Source organism: Bacillus sp. FSL K6-1366 (assembly GCF_037976695.1).
In the GTDB taxonomy this organism is placed as follows: domain Bacteria; phylum Bacillota; class Bacilli; order Bacillales; family Bacillaceae; genus Bacillus; species Bacillus subtilis.
This window is the reverse complement of the sequence record NZ_CP150268.1, coordinates 3,791,632-3,810,828: the sequence shown is the minus strand read 5'-3', so window position 1 is coordinate 3,810,828 and position 19,197 is coordinate 3,791,632. Positions and strand designations below refer to the sequence as shown.

Below are 19,197 nucleotides of genomic sequence, written 5' to 3'. Positions count from 1 at the left end.
TCGCTTTACCACCTCTGATGTTCGTCTTCAGATATGAGCTCAGAAATTGTGCCTGATACATCTACGTTGTCAGGCGTGCAGAGGAAAATATCTGAGCCGATTCTTTGAATATCGCCGCCGATGGCATAAACGGTTCCGCTTAAAAAGTCAACAATCCGCTTCGCCTGGTCATGCTGTATCCGCTGAAGATTGACGACAACTGCCCGCCGGTTCTTCAAATGGTCGGCTATTTCCTGCGCCTCCGCATAAACGCGCGGCTCACTCAACACCACTTTAGAGGATTTCTGAACACTTTGCAAGCTCACTACATTCTGTTTGCCCGCAGGTTTATTCCCGTTGTAAGCCGGCTTTTCTTTTTGCTCATGCTCCTCATGAGATTCCCGCTCTGTCTCAATATATTCATATTCGTATTCTTCATCTTCCATTGAGAAAAAGTTTTTCAGTTTATTTTTCATACTCATTGCTGTACACCCCCTGTTTCATTTCCGACTAACGATGAGCCGATTCTAATATAAGTAGCTCCTTCTTCAATTGCAATTTCAAAATCATTTGACATGCCCATCGACAGTTCAGTACACGGAGCGTTCGGCTGGTTCAGCTTCTGAACCTGGTCACGGAGTTCTCTCAGCGACCTGAAACAGCTTCTGATCTGATCTTGATCATCAGTCAGCGGAGCCATTGTCATCAGCCCGGCAACAAGGATATGTTCGAAACCGGAAAGCTCCTGTATGAATGGAATGACTTCTTCTTTTTTCATGCCGTGTTTAGAAGGCTCAAGAGAGGTATTGACCTGCACAAAGCATCGTACAGTACCTTCAGCCCGTTTTTCAATTTCTTTCGCTAATGAGAGCCGGTCTAGGGAATGGATATAGGAAACCGAATTGACGACAGATTTTGCTTTTCTTGATTGCAGACTGCCGATAAAATGCCATTCCGGATTCCCTTTCATCAATTCCTGTTTGCGGAGCAGTTCCGCATCCCGATTCTCTCCGAGGCAGGTGATGCCAGCATCTACTGCCTCCTGTGCTCTTTCAGGTGATACATATTTAGTGACTGCAATAACCGTAACTTCATCGGAGCTGCGGCCCGATCTGTTACATGCTTCGTTTATTCGTTCGTTTATATGTCGTAAATTATCAACAACACGCAAGATCTTTTATGCCTCCTTCATTCCGATAAAGGACATCATCCGTCCAGTTTTCCCCTGATCGCGGCGGTGAGAAAAGAAAAGAGACGGCTCGCTTTCCGTGCATAAACCGCTGACAGAAATTTGTTCACTTGCCAAACCGCTGTCCATCAGTATAAGACGGTTCAGCTCTTTCAGATCAAGCTGATATTGTGCCTTTGCCGTCTGATTAACGACAAGGTCTGCTGAAACCGGCAATGCGCGGACAGCATCCATGACGCGGTCGTCTACCGTATAGCATGCACCGCTGATAGACGGGCCAATAACAGCGTAAATATCTGAGGGATTTGAACCTTCCTTCTCAGTCCATTGCTTCACCATTTCTCTGCCAATCTGTTTGACGGTGCCTTTCCACCCGGCATGGGCGACTCCGACAAGCGACTTAACCGGATCATAAAAGAAAAGAGGCACACAATCAGCAAAGCATAATGCTAAAAATACATTTTTTTCATTTGTATAGAGCCCGTCCGTTGCTTTTAGAGCCGTGTGATACTCACGTGCGCCTTTTCCCCTATCCCTCTGCGTCACTTTCTGAACGCGATTATCATGTGTCTGATCAGCGAATACCCAAGACTGCAAATCAGTATTAAACATATCGGCAATATATTCACGATTTTTAACTACATCTGCATCTTTGTCATGAACGTGCAATCCTGTATTTAACGATTCAAAAGGCTTTTGGCTGACACCGCCGTTTTTTGTCGTAAATCCGGCAATGACCTCTTTGTTGTTTTGATTCGTTTGAGCCCAGTCTTGTATCATGAGTGTCGAGGGTGTGGTAAGACTGAATGGGTGATATGTATTCATGATGATCCAACCTTTCGACAAACATTTAAAAAAGCGGAATTTCCCACTTATTTTACCACATCTTACTGCATTCGTTGAGCGCCGATTTGCATATTTCTAAATGAAATGTGCCGGAAGAATCGAGACTTCCGGCATTTGCCAATCTGCGGCAGACAAGCAGGTTTATGTATGTGGTTCACTTAATCGGACTAAGATTACATCTTCCCCGATTTTTACTATATTTCGCCATGGAATGACCAATTCCTCTTCTTTTCCAAAAAATCCGAGAACTTTCCCATTTCCTCCGAGTATGATCGCCTGAATTTTTCCAGTAGTCACATTGATATCAATATCACCAATACTCCCCAGCTTTTTTCCGTTTGAGACATTGACAACATCCTTTACCTGAAATTCTGAAATGCTGATCATTCCATCACGTCCTTTTTCCGTCCTTTTGTTCAAGTATATGAACGGGCAGGCTGAACCTTGTCAGCAAGAAGAAATTTTCATGTCATTGTTCTTTTTTCCGGCTGCACCAGCTGATGATAAAATCGAGTATAATTTTTGTATACTCTACTAGCTGCTCAATCGATACCTTCTCGTTCACAGAGTGTGCATTGTGCAGATCTCCAGGACCGTATATTACGCATGGAATACCGGCATCATACAGCCATCCGCCATCTGTAACTGATTGAGAAACGTCAATAATTGGACACTCCCGTTTCACTTTCTGATGAGAGGCAGTTAGCGCTAAGACGCCTGGGTGGCCAGGGTCAACTTCCAATGCCGGAAAAATTTCTCCTCTGTCTTCAATCATAGATGAGCCTCCCCACTTGAATACAGGGCGGTTTTCCCTAAGCCAAATATCACTGTCACTCAGCCGATTGACGTAATCCTCTATTTCCGCTGCCACTTGGTCATGGGTTTCATTCGGATAAAAATGGACTGTGATCCACAGCCGGCATTCGTCCGCTATAAAAGCCGCATGTCTGCCGCCTTCTATAACTGCCGGGTTAATCGTATTTGTGCCTGGTTTAAAACCGGGATAACTTTTCATAATAGACCAGTGGCGCTCAAGTTCACCGAGCCCCGCAATGATTTTTGCCATTTTTTCAATTGCGCTTGCTCCGAATGTTCCTCCGCCTGCGTGAATCATATTCCGTCTCGTTCCATCATGAAATGTTTGACTGCTTTTGATTTCGATCCAGCCTGTAATGACACCCCCTTGGCCTTGAATATGCATATCGCTCGTATCCGCGACAATTGCAAAATCAGCGTGGTAGCCCCTCTTGCAGCATTCAAGTGTGCCGGCCTCTCCAACTTCCTCCCCAATAACCGATTGCAGAATCAGATCACCTGGAAGCTCAATGCCGGCTTCACGAATTAATTTGACAGCAAACAGCACACAAGCCATTCCGCCCTTCATATCGGAAGCGCCTCGCCCGATTAAGAGACCGTTTTTTTCAATGGGATGAAACGGATCGTGCTTCCATTCTTCATCCTCTTTTACCTCTGCCACATCTACATGACCATTGATAATCAGGCTATAATAATCTGCTGAATCTGTTCCCTTTAGCTTGCCGACAACATTGGGATCTCCAGGGTACACATCCCATTTGTCGATCGAGAATCCCAATTCATTTAAAAATCCCGCAATCCATGACTGAATGCCCTCTGTATTTCTTGCAGGCGGAGCGGGTGTTTGATAAGAAATCAGTGTTTTAGCAAGCTGAATAAGCTCCTCCTTTTGTTCTTCCACTTTTTTTTGCAAAGAGTCTATTTGTTGATCCAATGTAAATCCGCTCCTATTCTTTAAAATCAAAAAAGCCGTTTCAAATGTGATGAAACGGCTTAATAAAAACAAACGAAGTCCGATGTACTCCGCTTTTCACCGCTTCCCTCCGCTGGCATGATCCAGATCAGGTCAAAAGGGTTGAGACAAAGTCTCTCTCAGCTTCGCAAAGCACCCCTAGGATGAATCTATATATGTTTGTCAGGCATTCGTTATCGGCTCAGCTCTTGTTAAAAACGGCCGATCCTGATTCCATAATACATGGATTGGCGTATCAAAAAAAGCGGAAAGTACTTGATCAGTAAGCATTTCCTTTATTTCTCCGGATCCAAAGACCTCTCCCTGTTTTAATAAAAGGGCTTTATCAAAGACAGGCAGAATTTCTTCAGCATGATGAGTCACATAAAGGATAGATGGTGCATTTTCTTTGTTTGCAATGTATGTAATCGTATCTAACAGCTTTTCCCGGGCAATAAAATCCAGCCCTGTGACTGGTTCATCCAGTATCAGCAACTCCGGATCGGCCATTAGTGCTCTAGCAATCAACGCTCTTTGTTTTTCCCCTTGAGAAAGGGTTTCATAGCGGCGATCGGCATATTCAATTGCTCCCAAGTCCTCTAACAAACCAATCGCTTTTTCCCTGGTTTCCTTACTTGGCGTTTCATATAACCCAATCGAAGCGTAAGCTCCGCTCAAAGCAATTTCAAAGGCTGAATCTGCCGGATACAATTTTTGCTGAAGAGCTGCTGAGACGAGGCCAATTTTACGTCTGAGCTTTTCCCCAAGCTCTGTTTTGCCAAATTCATGGCCAAGCACCTGCATCTCGCCTGATGTTGGAAAATAATATGAGCAAAGCATATTTAACAGCGCTGTCTTCCCGGCGCCATTTAGGCCGTAAAGCACCCAATTTTCCTTTTCTTCCACCTTCCAATGAATATCTCTCAGTATCCATTTCCCATTCCGTTTTAGTGAGACATTGTCAAGCTGCAAAATCATCGTGGTCCTCCTCTTTATTGCCTTTTATAATTGTTTTAATTTTCATAAAACTTTGTACGAACTAGGATACCTTACTTTTTCCAAAACGTAAACCATCCGTAATCAATAGAAAAGCCTTTAAAACAACATCGTTTTAAAGGCTTTTCATTATTGATGAATATTTTTATTCATTTGTTTGATAGCCGCTTTTTCAAGTCTGGACACCTGCGCCTGAGAAATTCCGATTTCCTCGGCGACTTCCATTTGGGTTTTCCCTTGGAAGAATCGCTTTCTCAAAATCATTTTTTCCCTATCATTCAGCCTTCTCATGCCCTCTTTTAAAGCCAGCTCTTCAATCCATTGTGAATCTGTGTTACGCTCATCACTGATTTGGTCCATCACATAGATCGGGTCTCCGCCGTCGTTATAGATCGGTTCAAATAGAGAAACCGGATCCTGGATGGCATCAAGCGCAAATACAATTTCCTCATGCGGTACTTCAAGAACTTTTGCGATGTCTTCTGCAGTCGGCTCCTTGCTTGTCTCACTGATTAACCGCTCTCTTACCTGAAGCGCCTTGTAAGCGATGTCCCGGAGTGATCTTGAGACACGGATCGGGTTATTATCGCGTAAATACCTGCGGATCTCTCCGATAATCATAGGTACAGCGTATGTTGAAAACTTAACATTGTGGCTTAGGTCAAAATTATCAATGGATTTCATTAGTCCGATGCAGCCGACTTGAAATAAGTCATCAACATACTCCCCTCTGTTATTAAATCGTTGAATGACACTTAAGACAAGACGCAAGTTCCCGTTTACAAGCTTTTCTCTTGCTGAATCATCGCCTTCATCCTGCAGCTGCCTAAACAGCTTTCTCATCTCTTCATTCTTGAGTACTGGTAATTTGGAGGTATCCACCCCGCAGATTTCGACTTTATTTCTCGACACTTTTTTCCCTCCCTACAGGAGCTGCTGTACAACGTTAAGTATCTCCTTGGGTGGGAAAAATATGCACTGCACTCAGACCGAAAAACTGTCGAAATCAGGAAATCCCTGTAAAATCAAGGGGTTCTAACCATAAAATTTTTTACACCATTTTGTTGAACTCTTTTCTCAACCTTTTTATAATTCTTTTCTCAAGCCGCGAAATATAAGACTGAGAAATCCCCATCATATCCGCTACATCCTTTTGGGTTTTTTCTTCTTCACCGACAAGCCCAAACCGCAGCTCCATGATTTGCTTTTCTCTCTCATTAAGCTGTTCAAGCGCTTTTTTCAAAAGCTTTTTATCGACGTTAGCTTCTATGTCTTTAGTGATGATGTCATCGTCAGTGCCGAGCACATCAGAAAGCAAAAGCTCATTGCCGTCCCAATCAATATTAAGCGGTTCATCAAAGGAAACCTCTGAACGGATTTTGTTATTTCTTCTTAAATACATCAGGATTTCATTTTCTATACACCGGGAGGCATAGGTAGCAAGCTTGATTTTCTTTTCTGGATTGAATGTATTCACAGCTTTGATTAGACCGATGGTACCGATGCTGATTAAATCCTCTATATTAATTCCCGTATTTTCAAATTTACGGGCGATATATACGACCAGACGCAAATTGCGTTCAATTAGAATGGCGCGCGCCGCCTGATCGCCGTTTGGGAGCTTCATTAACAAAACCTGCTCCTCATCTTTAGATAATGGAGGCGGCAGGGCTTCACTCCCGCCTATGTAATAGACTTCATCACTTTTCAGCCCAAGTTTCATCAGCAGCTTATACCAGAGGTGCGTCAACCGTAATTTCAGTTTTTTCATCTTCCTCTCCCTTCTAAATGTCACGCCGTTTGAGTATGATAAGTAACGGACATTTGCGAACATTATGAAACGTGTTTTACAGCCTTGCCCGAAAGCATTTTCGGATGAATAATCGCGTCAAACTCTCCATCTGCCGACAGCTTTGTTGTGCTGATACCGATTAAACATTTATCTGCAGAAATCATTTCTTCTTTTGTCATAATCGTTACGTGATCCGGTTTAACGCATAATAAAAATTGATTTTGCTGACCAACTCCCCTGTATGGAATCAACCTCATTTTATCTAAAAAGCGAAAGGAATCATCGAGCTGTTCGATGGCTTCCAATGGGTCTGTGTTTCGAATGATCATCGTTTCGGCTGTTCCGAAAATCGGCTCCAATTTATCAATGTAAATGATCATTACCGGTGTTTTTGTAAGAGGATCGTACAGCTGATTACCGGAATCAATCAGGCCTCTGACATGAAGTGTTTGGCTGCCCAAATCTGCCTGCACGCTGACTCGTTCCTCATATTGAATGTTTTTTGTTTCAATATCTTCAATTCTTCTTTTAGAAAAAAACCATAATGCTGGAAAGCCACCAACAATAAACAACCAGCTGATCGGGTCTCCAAACCCTGTTTGATTGGTAATCATAACACCGTTTTGAACAATAGAATTTGACTGCAGCAAAGAATGGGCTCCGATAATTCCTCCCCCCATTAAAAAAGTGGCAAAATAAAAGGAAAACAAATTTTGAAAGAAAAACCGAAATCTTTTAAAGCCAAATGTCACCACCACAATCACAACTGAAAAAGCTAGCTTCCCAGCCGGATGTTCAACAATCGGCGAAAAAGGAGTAAACATCAAAAGGACAATACTGGAACCGATGAACGCTCCGCCTACCAGTCTTCTTTTTTTTACATGCCGTTTTAAAATAAATGCCGTGAGCAAAAGCAAAAGTGCATCAAAACAAAAGTTTAACAGCCAAATGACATCTAAATAGATTTTCACATCTGACTCCTTTCTTTCTTGCCTCACGCTGTTCCCCTTCTTGCTTCATAAGTATAAAGCAAGCTCTGTGGGAAAGTCTGTCAATTAATGTTGAGAGGAAAATACAATTTTTCAGGGAAATCTGCTTAATTTGTCGAGGAAGTATAATGAGAGGATATAAAAAAGCTGCCAATGACGGCAGCTTTTTTCCACTTAATTTTCTGTGTTGATATTAAGTTTTCCATTCGCAGTTTTTCTTGTTTCATTTCCATAATCATCTCGGACGATCACTTCTACTTTTGCTCCTTTTGCTTTAATAGAAGAAGTGGCTGTCCAATAGCCTTCATATCTCCCCGGAGAGATTTCTCTTAACGGGAGTTCGGTGGCGTTTTGCACACTCGCTCTTGCATTCGTCAGCGGCATACGAATGATAAACGTTGCATCCAAATCCTCAGCGCTTGAGAAAGCGATTTTCACAGATTCACCGACTTTTAAGTTTTTATCCTCTCCCGGAATTAAGCCGGAAATGACAGGCTTATCAAAATTGACATCAATGACAGCCTTTTTCGTCGTTTTGTTGCCTGCTAAGTCTGTAGCAATCACCTTGATTTCATTGCTTCCATTCTCCAAAAGAATCCGGGCTGAGTATGAACCACCGGTTATTGTTGCTTTTTTGCCATTCACCTTGACGTCTTTCAGATTGTCATCGGATACAGCCCCTTTGACAGTCAGCGTTTCTTTATTTGTTTTCCCGCCATCCTTTGGAGTGTCCAGCGTTAACTCAGGCTTTTCTTGATCAAGCGTGACCGTGATTGGGCTGGAGGCATCTGTTGTTCCGTTGTCAGTTGATGCAGTTGCCGTCAGCTCATTTTCACCTTTGTTGAGTGTGATGCCTGCATGGAACGTGCCATCCGCAGCAGCTTTCGTTTCTCCTGCCTCTTTCTCTCCATTATAAATGTGTACCGTTGTACCAGGAGAAGCGTTTCCTTTTACAGTGACGCTATCCTTATTTGTGTATGATTTGTCTGTCGGTGAAGTAATCTCAGGTACAGCAGCTTCATAATTAACTAATGCGCGAATCATATAGTTGCCGTCTGCTTCGTCACCCGGCTCCCATTGTCCACCTATATACTGCCAGTTGCGGCCGGAATTCTTGCCGGTTTCATCCATTGCCAGTCCAGGTGAATACGGGTCAGGTTTCGACTGGATATATACGAGATAAAAATCTTTATCGACCATAATCCCTTTTGAACTGAGATCTACCTTAGTCCACTCGCCATTGCGAAGAGCTTCCGCGTTAAATGGCCCTGCAATTTTCTTGCCCGGTGCTCCGTCTTTTCCTGTGGCATCGTATACCTCAACCTTAAACTCTGTGCCGCCGGGATCAGGGAACTCTGTATCCCAGAATCTGAACAGCCCTCCTGTAAGCATGCCTTTGTCCTTGCCGTCAGCGAGCGTCATTTTTACCGCCCATCCGTTACCGGCAGCAAAATAGGAATTGGCATTCTCCGCCGTTCCGTCATCATATGCAATTTCACCCGGATAACCGACGAAAGGCTTCAATGCAGTTTCTTTTGTAACATCACCTTTTAACTCAACGGAAAATTCATCACTGTAATAACCCGGTGCAGCGACTTTAATCGTATAAGCGCCTTCATAGGCCTCCAGCGTATATTCACCTTTGTCGTTTGTCATAGCCGGTTCCACCGCAGCATCCTCTACAACATAAACGGAAGCGCCTTTTACCGGCTCTCCTGTCGTTTTATTGATGACCGTGCCTTTTAATGTGCCCTTCTTCATCTCTTCTAACGTAAAATTAGCTTGTGTCGTCTGATCCGTCTTTAAAGATACTTTTTGTGTTTTCGACTGATAACCATATGCTTCTGCCATAAGCGTATAGTCTCCCGCTTTGTGCTTCAGCGTGTACTGCCCTGTGGATTGATCTGAATATGTTGATTTTCCTGTTTCCACTACACTGACTTGTGCCCTGAGCGGCAAAACTTGCGGCTGTATATCTTTACTCTCTGTTTTTACAGCTGTATTTAGAGATGGCTTAGCCTTTTTCGGATTTACTGGCTTTTTCTTTTGCTTTCCAGACGGCTTTTCGACGCCCAGCTTATTCTTTTTGACTGTTTTTCCGGCTGATTTGTCAGAAAGCACTACATCATCAATGTACCAGCCCTCTTTGTTAATACTTTCATCTGATTGAAGGTTAAACATCACTTGAATGTTTTGGCCTTTATAAGCCGATAAATCAATTTCTTCGTCCGTCCAGCTTGATGTCTTTCCGTTATAGACACCAGCCTGCTCCCAATTCTTTTCACCTTCCGGAAGAACAAAAACGTAGCCGTAATCAAAATCATCCTCTAAATTGTGCCAGCTTTTAAATTGAAGGAACAAACTTCCTGAATCAGGTGCTTTAACAGGAGGCATAACAAGGTTCATGTTTGCTGAGTTGGCATAATTTCCTGTCAAATTCGTTCCATATACTTTTTCTCCGGATGCTGCTGTATTTGGGCCAGTTGACGGAACTCCCCATTCCCAGTTATTATTTGTTCCGCTCGCAACCCAGCCGCCGGGTGCAGTTTCAAAGTCCTGCTTATATCCCGCCGTGATGCTTGGTTTCACTGTTACATCGTATACGTCAGACGAAACGACATGACCGCCAAAATCGTGAATCATCCACTTATAGCTTAGTTTAGTTCCTTTTATATCTGGGATCTCTGCCTGATACGTTCCTTTTAGATGATCACCGCTGATTCGTTTAGCCGTTATTTCTGTCCATTCACCTTGATCAAGCTTGTAGGACAGCTTTACAGATGTCACACTCACATTGTCTTCAGCTGTCAAAGTCAGTGGCAGGCTACCACCTTCATAAGCTTCAGTTACTTTCTCATGCTGATAGACAGGAGGCTCTTGGTCATCCCCCTCTACAGAAACTTGTCCTTCCGCTTTGCCTAAACCATCTGTAACAGCGGATACAGCATCAAAAGCATTCACCAGACCATGGCCATATCCGTTATTCGGTGAATCAGGAAATGTTGAATCCGTGAGCGGTTCAGCCGTGCTGGTTAATATATCCTCCATCTCATCAACAGAAAGTGAGGCATTCGCCTGTTTCAGCAGTGCAGCAACAGCGGATACATGCGGCCCTGCCATTGATGTGCCGTCCCAACCATCCTCATATGTCTGACCAGGAACGGATGAACGAATATTAACGCCCGGTGCAGATATTTCCGGCTTTATCTCATCATATGGAGATGGCCCTTGAAGAGAAAAGTCAGCGAGCTTTTTATTGATATCAGTCGCTCCAGTTGCAAACGATTCTGGATAGTTTGCCGGATTTGCGATAGAACCAGGCCCGCCGGGAATAAAGAGATCCGTATTCCCAGCTGAAAACTCAGGGAAAATATCGGCCGCACGCCAGGCATTGACCATGTCTCTGTACCATTCATCAAGTCCAGAGCCCCCTCCCCATGAGTTATTGACAACATCAGGAGCCATTTCCGGGTGGGGATTTCCTTCCGCGTCCTTTGGTGCTAAAACCCATTCACCAGCTTCCAAAATGTCAGCATCAGTGCCGCCATCTTCAGAGAACGCTTTAACAGCAATCCATTTTGCGCCAGGCGCTACACCGATTTGATTTGTTTCATCAGGTTCAGAGCCCACCATCGTGCCTGTCACATGGGTTCCATGAGCCAAATCATCATAAGGGCTTGCCTCTCCTGCTACGGCATCATACCAGTTCATTTCATTTTCAGGCTCATTAGGATTTTCCGGATTATATCCGCGATATTTCTCTTTTAATGCCGGATGATTCCATTCCACACCGGTATCAATGGACGCAACAACCGTGCCAGTTCCATCATATCCAAGTGCCCAAGCTTTTGGGGCATCGATTTGGTCTACATTCCATTCCACACCGTCAGTTGCTTTAATAGCTTTCTGTGCTTTTTTCATATTAAATGGGGAGGATGACTTAAAAAGCTGCCGTTTCTCATTAGGAAGCACCTTTTCCACTTCGGGAAACTGCGCCACTTTTTCCATAACCTCTTTTGAGGCATGAACAGCAATCCCGTTCACCACATAATAAGAATGAATTTGGTCTGCATTTCCTTTATCTTTCTGGGTGTTCAAGTATTTTAGGACATCTTGCTGGGATTCATCGGCTGTGACTTTTAAAGATGACACAACAGCAGAACGCTTTTGATATTCCGTCTTAGCGGCAGACAGCTTCTTCGATTTCGCTTTTTTAACAGCCGCTTTTGCCGCTTTTTCTGTGTTAGCCTGATCTTTAAATTTAATCAGAAAAGTCGTCTTTTCTTTCTTTTTAAAGCTTTTCTTTAATGAACTCGAAATCTTGTTTTGAATGGATTCCGCAGATTGAAGCTCCTTTTTAACAGAAGGTGAGGTGACTTTACTGCTGGCCCCGGCTGCTCCCGGAAACAGCAGTGAACTGATGACAACTGTACTTAAAACAGAGCTGATGAGTCTGTTTTTCGTTTTTTTCTTCATTTTCATCCCCCTTTTTCAACATGCTTTTTAAAAAAAGTGTCGTCCCTCCTTTTAATAATGAATGGTTTGTCAGAACATCGCTGTATATTAACTGTAGACAATCTGAATTACAGATATTGTCGTTTCATGTCATTCAATTTCCATATATATGAAAATGATAGAAATGTCACAAAAATAAATAGGTCTAATTATCTGTTTTGTTACTAAGCGAAGGAAGCAATAGGGAAAAAGACTTTATAAGAAGGAAAGTGTGAAGAGAAAAACAAAAAAGGACAAAATCGAAAACGATTTTGTCCTTTACTTTAGCCGCGTTTATTACGGTTTCTTAAGAATGTCGGGATGTCAAGCGTATCATCAGCCGGCTGTGAAGTATGACGGCTTACTGTGTTCTGCTGCTGAGGCTCCTCACGTTTTGGCTCACGCTTCGGAACACTTTGATTGTGTGTTTTGATGCTTTGATTTAAGCTTGGACGCTGAGGCTTCGTCACGTCCTTCTCTTGTTCGATAAAGCCGGTTGCAATCACTGTCACCACAATCTCATCTTTTAGATTTTCATTAATAACAGAACCGAAAATCATGTTTACGTCTTGATCAGACGCCGAAGCGACAAAAGAATTAAAAACCTGTTATTATAAATTTCTTGACATAATTTAATTTCTTATTTCACATTATTAGGAAAAATATTTCTCGGAAAATACTCTCTGTATTTTAGAATTAAAAAAACAGTTTAAATCGATGTCATAACAGACTTGTTTATATTTTTTAATATTTCTTTGACTATTGAAACATTTTTATCGATATATTCAGGTTGCAAAATTTCGTCATGTGTCCCATAGCCATCATATTCTATATAATCTTTTGTTGTTGCATTTGCCCACTCCTTTTTAAATTTAGTCATTGAATTATCTATTACAATATTGTGAATATTAGAATCTAATACTCCTTCATTCGTTAGCTGTTCCAAATACATTGTAAATTTATTAATTTTATTTTGTACATATTTCGTATTCATCCATTCTGGAACCTTTGTATGTTCACGATTAACTTCTGATAGCATTTTCATTGCTCTTTTATTTACTTCGGCATTCCAAAGAGTTGTATCTAACATTATTATATCTGACACTTCCAATCCTTTTTTTTCCATTACCTTTGCAACTTCAAATGCTATATTTCCTCCTCCAGAATACCCCAGAAATACATATGGACCTTGTTCTTGTATTTGAACTATATTCTCTGCATATTCACGAATCATATCATCAAAATTTGTGTGATCATGAATAAAGTCCGTAATATATATTCTATAATCTCCCTCTAACAAATAAGCCATCTCTATATATGTCATCCCAATTCCTATGCGAGACGGGAAGCAAAACACATTGACGTTTCCACGATGAGTTATTGGTGTAAACTTTGTTTCATCTTCTAATTTTATATTCCCATTCATTAGATCCAATGCTAATAATTCAATGGTTTGAGCATTAAATACTGTTTGAAATGAAATTTCAGTCCTCATTCGTTCTTTTATAGATTGTATTAGTTTTAATACTTTTAATGAATCACCTCCTATATCAAAGAAGTTATCCTGTATTCCCACTTGTTTTATATCAAGTATGTCCTTCCAAATCTCAGCTAACTTTGTTTCAATTGGTGTACGAGGTGCTACATACTCAACCCCTGTCTGGATATTTTTTTCATCAGGCAGAGGGAGTTCCTTACGGTCAATTTTCCCGTTAAATGTCAGCGGCATTTTCTCCAGTTGAATAAAATAAGATGGAATCATGTAGCTTGGCATTTGGACAGATAATTTCTCTTTCATCTCACTGACCGCAAAAGATTCACTCGCAACGTAGTATGCACATAACGCTTTATCTCCGTTGTCGTTTTCATGCGCAACCACGATTGCTTCTTGTACAGCTTCCATATTCAATAAAGCTGTTTCAATTTCTCCAATTTCAATCCGGTATCCGCGTATTTTCACTTGATGGTCAATCCGTCCTAAATACTCAATGTTACCTTCCGGTAACCATCTGGCAAGGTCTCCTGTTCGATACAATTTCTCACCAGGGATAAACGGATGATCGACAAACTTTTCGGCCGTTAAATCCGGGCGGTTTAAGTAGCCTCGAGCTAGACCAACTCCGGCAATATATAGCTCTCCCTGTATTCCGATTGGCTGCAATTCTTTTTGCTCATTTAATATATAGGCATTTAATGTAGGAATCGGTTTTCCGATGTTACTTCTTCCATCTTTTATTTCGATTTCTGTAATCTCTTTATATGTTACATGAACGGTTGTTTCTGTAATACCATACATATTAATTAGCTTTATGTCTGGATATTTATCTTTCCATTCTTTTAATAAAGATGGATTCAATGATTCCCCGCCAAAGATTACTTTTCTCACTTTTAGATCACACGAAGAATGAGTTAATTCTTGATCTTTCACTAAATAAAAATAACTAGGAGTTTGATTTAGAATTGTTACTTCCTCATCTTTTAACAACTGTAAAAATTGTATCGGGTTCTTTGATATCGTTTTTGGTACTATTACTAATTTGCCACCGTACAAAAGTGCTCCATACATTTCCCATACAGAAAAGTCGAAACAGAAAGAGTGGAATAAGGTCCACGTATCTTTTTCATTAAAATCAAAAACATTTTTGCTGTTAAACAAGAGACGAACCACATTTTTATGTTCAAGCAAAGTGCCTTTTGGAGCACCTGTTGTCCCCGACGTATAGATCACATATGCTAAATTGTTTGACTGTACATGGTTTTCAAGATTCAAGCTATTTTTATGATAGTTACTTTCCTGATCTAGATTCAGCACTGTGCCAGTAAATTCTATATGCTGCTTATGGCTTTGCTTTAATAATAGTTTCACTCCTGAGTCCTCAATCATGTAACGAATTCGCTCTTCTGGATATTCCGGATCAATCGGCACATATGCCCCGCCCGCTTTGAGAATACCCAGTATACCTACAATCATTTCAAGAGAACGTTCTGTCATAATTCCAACAAGCTGTTCAGCCTCTACTCCTTCATTTCGAAGTGTACGGGCTAGTTGATTAGCTCGCTCATTCAGTTCACGATATGTCAATTGTTTATCTTCAAACACAACAGCTACCTTATCTGGTACACGTTCTGCTTGTTCTTCAAACAGTTGATGAATTGTTTTGTTTCTTGGATATTCTGCTTTTGTATCATTAAAATCTCTAAGAAGCTGCATTCGCTCCTCTTCGAGGACCATAGATAGTTCTGATAGTTTTGTATGCGGATGTGCCAAAATGTTATCTACCAGATGGGTAAAATGTTTTGTCATTCGTACTATCGTTGCTTCCTCATATAAAGATGTCGCATATTCCAACATACAATTCAATTGTCCGTTCCATTCAACTACAGTCAACATCAAATCAAATTTGGCTATCTCATATTCCCATTCAAACGGCTTTATTTCTAATCCTTCTACTTTCCCGGCTTCTTGATCCATATTTTGCAATACAAACATGACATCAAAGATCGCATTTCTGCTCATATCTCTGGTGACATCTAATGTCTCCACAATTTCTTCAAATGGATAATCTTGATTTTCATATGCTCTTAAGGCATTTTCTTTCACTTCACTCGCAAATTGCTCAAATGTTTTTTCCCCTGTTGGGTAGTTTCGCATTGCCAACGTGTTCACAAACATTCCCACAACTCGATCCAAATCAGCATGTGGGCGACCTGCAATCAGACTGCCTATAATAATGTCTTCTTGTCCGCTATATTTAGACAACATGAGCGTGTAAATTGATAACATTACCATATATAGTGTAGAACCTGTTTGCATAGCTAGTTGTTGTAGCGCCTCACTTCTGTGCTCATCGATCGTAAACTCAACTCTTGCTCCCTTAAAATTTCGGGTAGCTGGTCTCGCATAGTCAGTAGGCATTTGTAAAACAGGAAGATCTCCTCCAAGCGTCTCTAACCAATATGCTCCTTGTTTTCGAATCTGTTCTTGATTCATTTCATTTTGTTGCCACACTGCATAATCTTTATATTGAATACGCAGTTCAGGTAATTGGGCACCCTCATATAATTGAAATAACTCTTGCATAATTACAGTCATTGATACGCCATCTGAAATAACATGATGCATATCCATTAGTATCATGTGCTTTGTTGATGTGAACTCAAGAACCTGAACTCGGAAAAGAGGAGCCTGCTTTAAATCAAAAGCACGTATAAATCCCTGAATATATTCATCTAAATCCTCTGGTCTCACCTTTCGAACTTCTACCTTAAAATTAACTTTATCATGAATAAGCTGTTTCAACTCACCATCCAATAATTTAAAACTTGTCCGTAAAGATTCATGGCGATCAATCAGTTGAATGCAGGCAGACTCTAGTCTAGTAACATCTAGTTCTCCTTCAACCACCATCAAGTTGGGCATGTTGTAACTCAATTCTCCGCCTTCTAATTGATGCAAGATATACATTCGTTTTTGTGCAGAGGAAACCGGATAAGACTCTCTCTGTTCCACAGCAGGAATAGATGTAAAGCTTTGATCTTCCACAACACTTATGATTCTTGATAATTGTTCTATCGTTGGATGGTTAAATACATCCCTTAAAGATACTTTAATTTTCAATAGCTTATAAAGTTTCGAAACTAGATCAGTAGCCCGTAAAGAATGCCCTCCTAAGTCAAAGAAATTATCTCGTATTCCCACTTGTTTTAAGCTAAGTACCTCTTTCCAAATCTCAACCAGCTTTAATTCAATTGATGTACGAGGCGCAACATATTTTACACCAGTTTGTGTATTTCGATCAGGCAGAGGGAGTGCCTTACGGTCAATTTTCCCGTTAGATGTCAGCGGCATTTTCTCCAGCTGAATAAAATAAGATGGAATCATGTAGCTTGGCATTTGGACAGATAATTTCTCTTTCATCTCACTGACCGCAAAAGATTCACTCGCAACGTAGTATGCACATAACGCTTTATCTCCGTTGTCGTTTTCATGCGCAACCACGATTGCTTCTTGTACAGCTTCCATATTCAATAAAGCTGTTTCAATTTCTCCAATTTCAATCCGGTATCCGCGTATTTTCACTTGATGGTCAATCCGTCCTAAATACTCAATGTTACCTTCCGGTAACCATCTGGCAAGGTCTCCTGTTCGATACAATTTCTCACCAGGGATAAACGGATGATCGACAAACTTTTCGGCCGTTAAGTCAGGGCGGTTTAAGTAGCCTCGAGCTAAACCAACTCCACTGATACATAATTCTCCGGGGACTCCTATAGGCTGTAATTCCAAATCTTTTAAAACAACTGCTTGTACATTTCCTAATGGTTTACCAATAGGCGTGTTTACAAGACCTTTCATAGTTCTATCGGTTCCATAATAGGTTGCATATATGGTACACTCTGTCGGACCATAAATATTTTCCAATCGTGATGATAATGCAGAATAAAACTCCTTAATTGTTTTAACTGGCAATGCTTCACCGGCAGAAAATACATATTTCAAAGATTGAAGCTTTTTTATGTTTATTTGCCTTAATTCATTCAACAATACTTGTAACATAGAGGGTACAAAATTAATATGAGTAATTTTATTTTTTTCTATAATATTTATTAATGCTTCTGGTTCCTTCTCTAAACCTGGCTTAAGAATAACTAATTTGCTTTTTCCGATAAACCAGCCAAACAGTTCTGTTACAGATACATCAAATGTATAGTTTGTTTTCAATAATATGGCATCGTCTATCCCCAAAGGAAACCTTTTTTCTAAATCCGTTAAAGTATTCACTACTGATTTATGTTCAATCATTACACCCTTTGGTTTACCTGTTGTCCCTGAAGTGTATATTACATAAGCCAAATGATTTGGCCTCACTATTGAATTAAGATTAGTTTGAATTTCGTGGTAGCTCTCTTCGGAGTCGAGAGGAATTACTCTCCCAGTGAATGATACACGATGCATTAAATGACTTTGAGTCAGTAACAGCTGAGCTTCTGAATCCTTTAATATATAATGAATTCGTTCTTCAGGAAATTCAGGATCAATCGGTACATATCCTCCCCCAGCTTTGAGAATACCAAGTATACCTATAATCATTTCCAGAGACCGTTCTGTCATAATGCCCACTAGTTGTTCCGAACCTACACCATTTAATCGGAGAGTCCGAGCCAACTGATTGGCTCGCTCATTAAGTTCTTGATATGTCAATTGTTTATCTTCAAATTCAACGGCTACTTTATTTGGTAAAGATTCTGCCCGTTGTTCAAACAATTGATGAATTGTTTTATTACTTGGATAATCTGCTTGTGTATCATTAAACTCGAGAAATATTTTGTCTGTTTCAACCTTAGATAAGTATTCTAATTGATCTAGCCTAGAATCTGGTTGAGATAACATATTAGTATAAATTTGTTTTAAATGCTCTGTAGCTTGCACCAGATATTCTTGGTCATAACGTCTCTCGTTATATACGACTTTAAGATTCACTCTATTATTTTCTAGATTAAATTGAAACAGAATATCCCTTCCGCCAATTTCATTAAGAAAAGAAGAGTGTATCTCATCTAAAGAAACAACAGTGTTAATTATCGGCAAATGTTCATCATTATATTGTATATTTAAATTCTTTGTCATTTTTCGGAAAGGTACATTTTGGTTTTCTGTTACACTTTTTAAAAACAAATTAATATCTTTAAATAATGTTTTAAATGTGGTCGCCGCATTTATTTTATTTTTCAACATGAGAATTTCATTTAAAACACCTATATCTTGTTTTATCGCTGGCATTCCTATGATAATGTTTTCATTTCCGGTATATTTATTTAATAAACATTCAACTCCAGATAATAGAATAATATACACTGCAATGTGCGAGTCATTAGCTACCGACTTAATTTTTTGTGATAATTCAGTCGGTAATGAAACGTAAAGAATAGAATCCGTAACCCTACCTCTCTTACCATCATCTTTTACTGTTGTTTTAAAATAGGGCAAGTAGGATATATAGTCTTCATCATCAAAAACACCGTCCCAAAATAGTTCTTGCTCTTCAAATAAAGACACTTACAACACCTCTTTACTTATATTCTGGATTCATTAATTTCAAATTTTGAAAACTCTTTTTATTGAACTCAGTAAGCTTTATTTGTA

The 19,197-nt window shown here is 40.5% G+C and carries 11 protein-coding genes, 1 pseudogene and 1 riboswitch; all 12 genes and pseudogenes read right to left on the bottom strand.

What is annotated here, in order from left to right; genetic code table 11:
• Positions 1–5: 5 nt before the first annotated feature.
• Positions 6–461, bottom strand: coding sequence for a cell division protein SepF (gene sepF / locus MHI44_RS19860; RefSeq protein ID WP_003244791.1), 456 nt, complete (start codon positions 459–461; stop codon positions 6–8).
• Positions 458–1,150, bottom strand: a complete 693-nt coding sequence (locus MHI44_RS19855; protein WP_003245324.1) for a YggS family pyridoxal phosphate-dependent enzyme — start codon at positions 1,148–1,150, stop codon at positions 458–460. The genes sepF and MHI44_RS19855 overlap by 4 nt, the downstream gene beginning before the upstream one ends.
• A gap of 6 nt (positions 1,151–1,156) precedes the next feature.
• On the bottom strand, positions 1,157–1,993 hold the full coding sequence (gene pgeF, locus MHI44_RS19850; RefSeq protein ID WP_015252131.1) for a peptidoglycan editing factor PgeF: 837 nt from the start codon (positions 1,991–1,993) through the stop codon (positions 1,157–1,159).
• Positions 1,994–2,155: 162 nt separating this feature from the next.
• Positions 2,156–2,401, bottom strand: coding sequence for a YlmC/YmxH family sporulation protein (locus MHI44_RS19845; RefSeq protein WP_015252132.1), 246 nt, complete (start codon positions 2,399–2,401; stop codon positions 2,156–2,158).
• Positions 2,402–2,483: 82 nt separating this feature from the next.
• Positions 2,484–3,764: an N-formyl-4-amino-5-aminomethyl-2-methylpyrimidine deformylase gene (ylmB, locus tag MHI44_RS19840; RefSeq protein WP_033883357.1), complete on the bottom strand. Its 1,281-nt coding sequence runs from the start codon at positions 3,762–3,764 to the stop codon at positions 2,484–2,486.
• Between the two features lie 87 nt (positions 3,765–3,851).
• Positions 3,852–3,953, bottom strand: a riboswitch (TPP riboswitch).
• 12 nt (positions 3,954–3,965) lie between these two features.
• Positions 3,966–4,760 carry an ABC transporter ATP-binding protein gene (locus MHI44_RS19835; protein WP_014479731.1) on the bottom strand — a complete coding sequence of 265 codons (795 nt, stop codon included), beginning with the start codon at positions 4,758–4,760 and terminating at the stop codon, positions 3,966–3,968.
• Positions 4,761–4,907: 147 nt separating this feature from the next.
• Positions 4,908–5,690 carry an RNA polymerase sporulation sigma factor SigG gene (gene sigG, locus MHI44_RS19830; protein ID WP_009967190.1) on the bottom strand — a complete coding sequence of 261 codons (783 nt, stop codon included), beginning with the start codon at positions 5,688–5,690 and terminating at the stop codon, positions 4,908–4,910.
• Between the two features lie 139 nt (positions 5,691–5,829).
• The gene (gene sigE, locus MHI44_RS19825) at positions 5,830–6,549 is read right to left on the bottom strand and encodes an RNA polymerase sporulation sigma factor SigE (RefSeq protein ID WP_003221446.1); all 720 of its coding nucleotides are present in this window, start codon (positions 6,547–6,549) and stop codon (positions 5,830–5,832) included.
• Between the two features lie 62 nt (positions 6,550–6,611).
• On the bottom strand, positions 6,612–7,541 hold the full coding sequence (gene spoIIGA, locus MHI44_RS19820) for a sigma-E processing peptidase SpoIIGA (RefSeq protein WP_003232163.1): 930 nt from the start codon (positions 7,539–7,541) through the stop codon (positions 6,612–6,614).
• A gap of 192 nt (positions 7,542–7,733) precedes the next feature.
• Complete coding sequence (locus MHI44_RS19815) at positions 7,734–12,035, bottom strand: bacillopeptidase F (protein ID WP_339202561.1); 4,302 nt, start codon at positions 12,033–12,035, stop codon at positions 7,734–7,736.
• A gap of 302 nt (positions 12,036–12,337) precedes the next feature.
• Positions 12,338–12,643: pseudogene (locus MHI44_RS19810) on the bottom strand (cell division protein FtsZ); the annotation flags it as partial.
• Between the two features lie 119 nt (positions 12,644–12,762).
• On the bottom strand, positions 12,763–19,110 hold the full coding sequence (locus MHI44_RS19805; RefSeq protein ID WP_339202560.1) for an amino acid adenylation domain-containing protein: 6,348 nt from the start codon (positions 19,108–19,110) through the stop codon (positions 12,763–12,765).
• Positions 19,111–19,197: the final 87 nt, after the last annotated feature.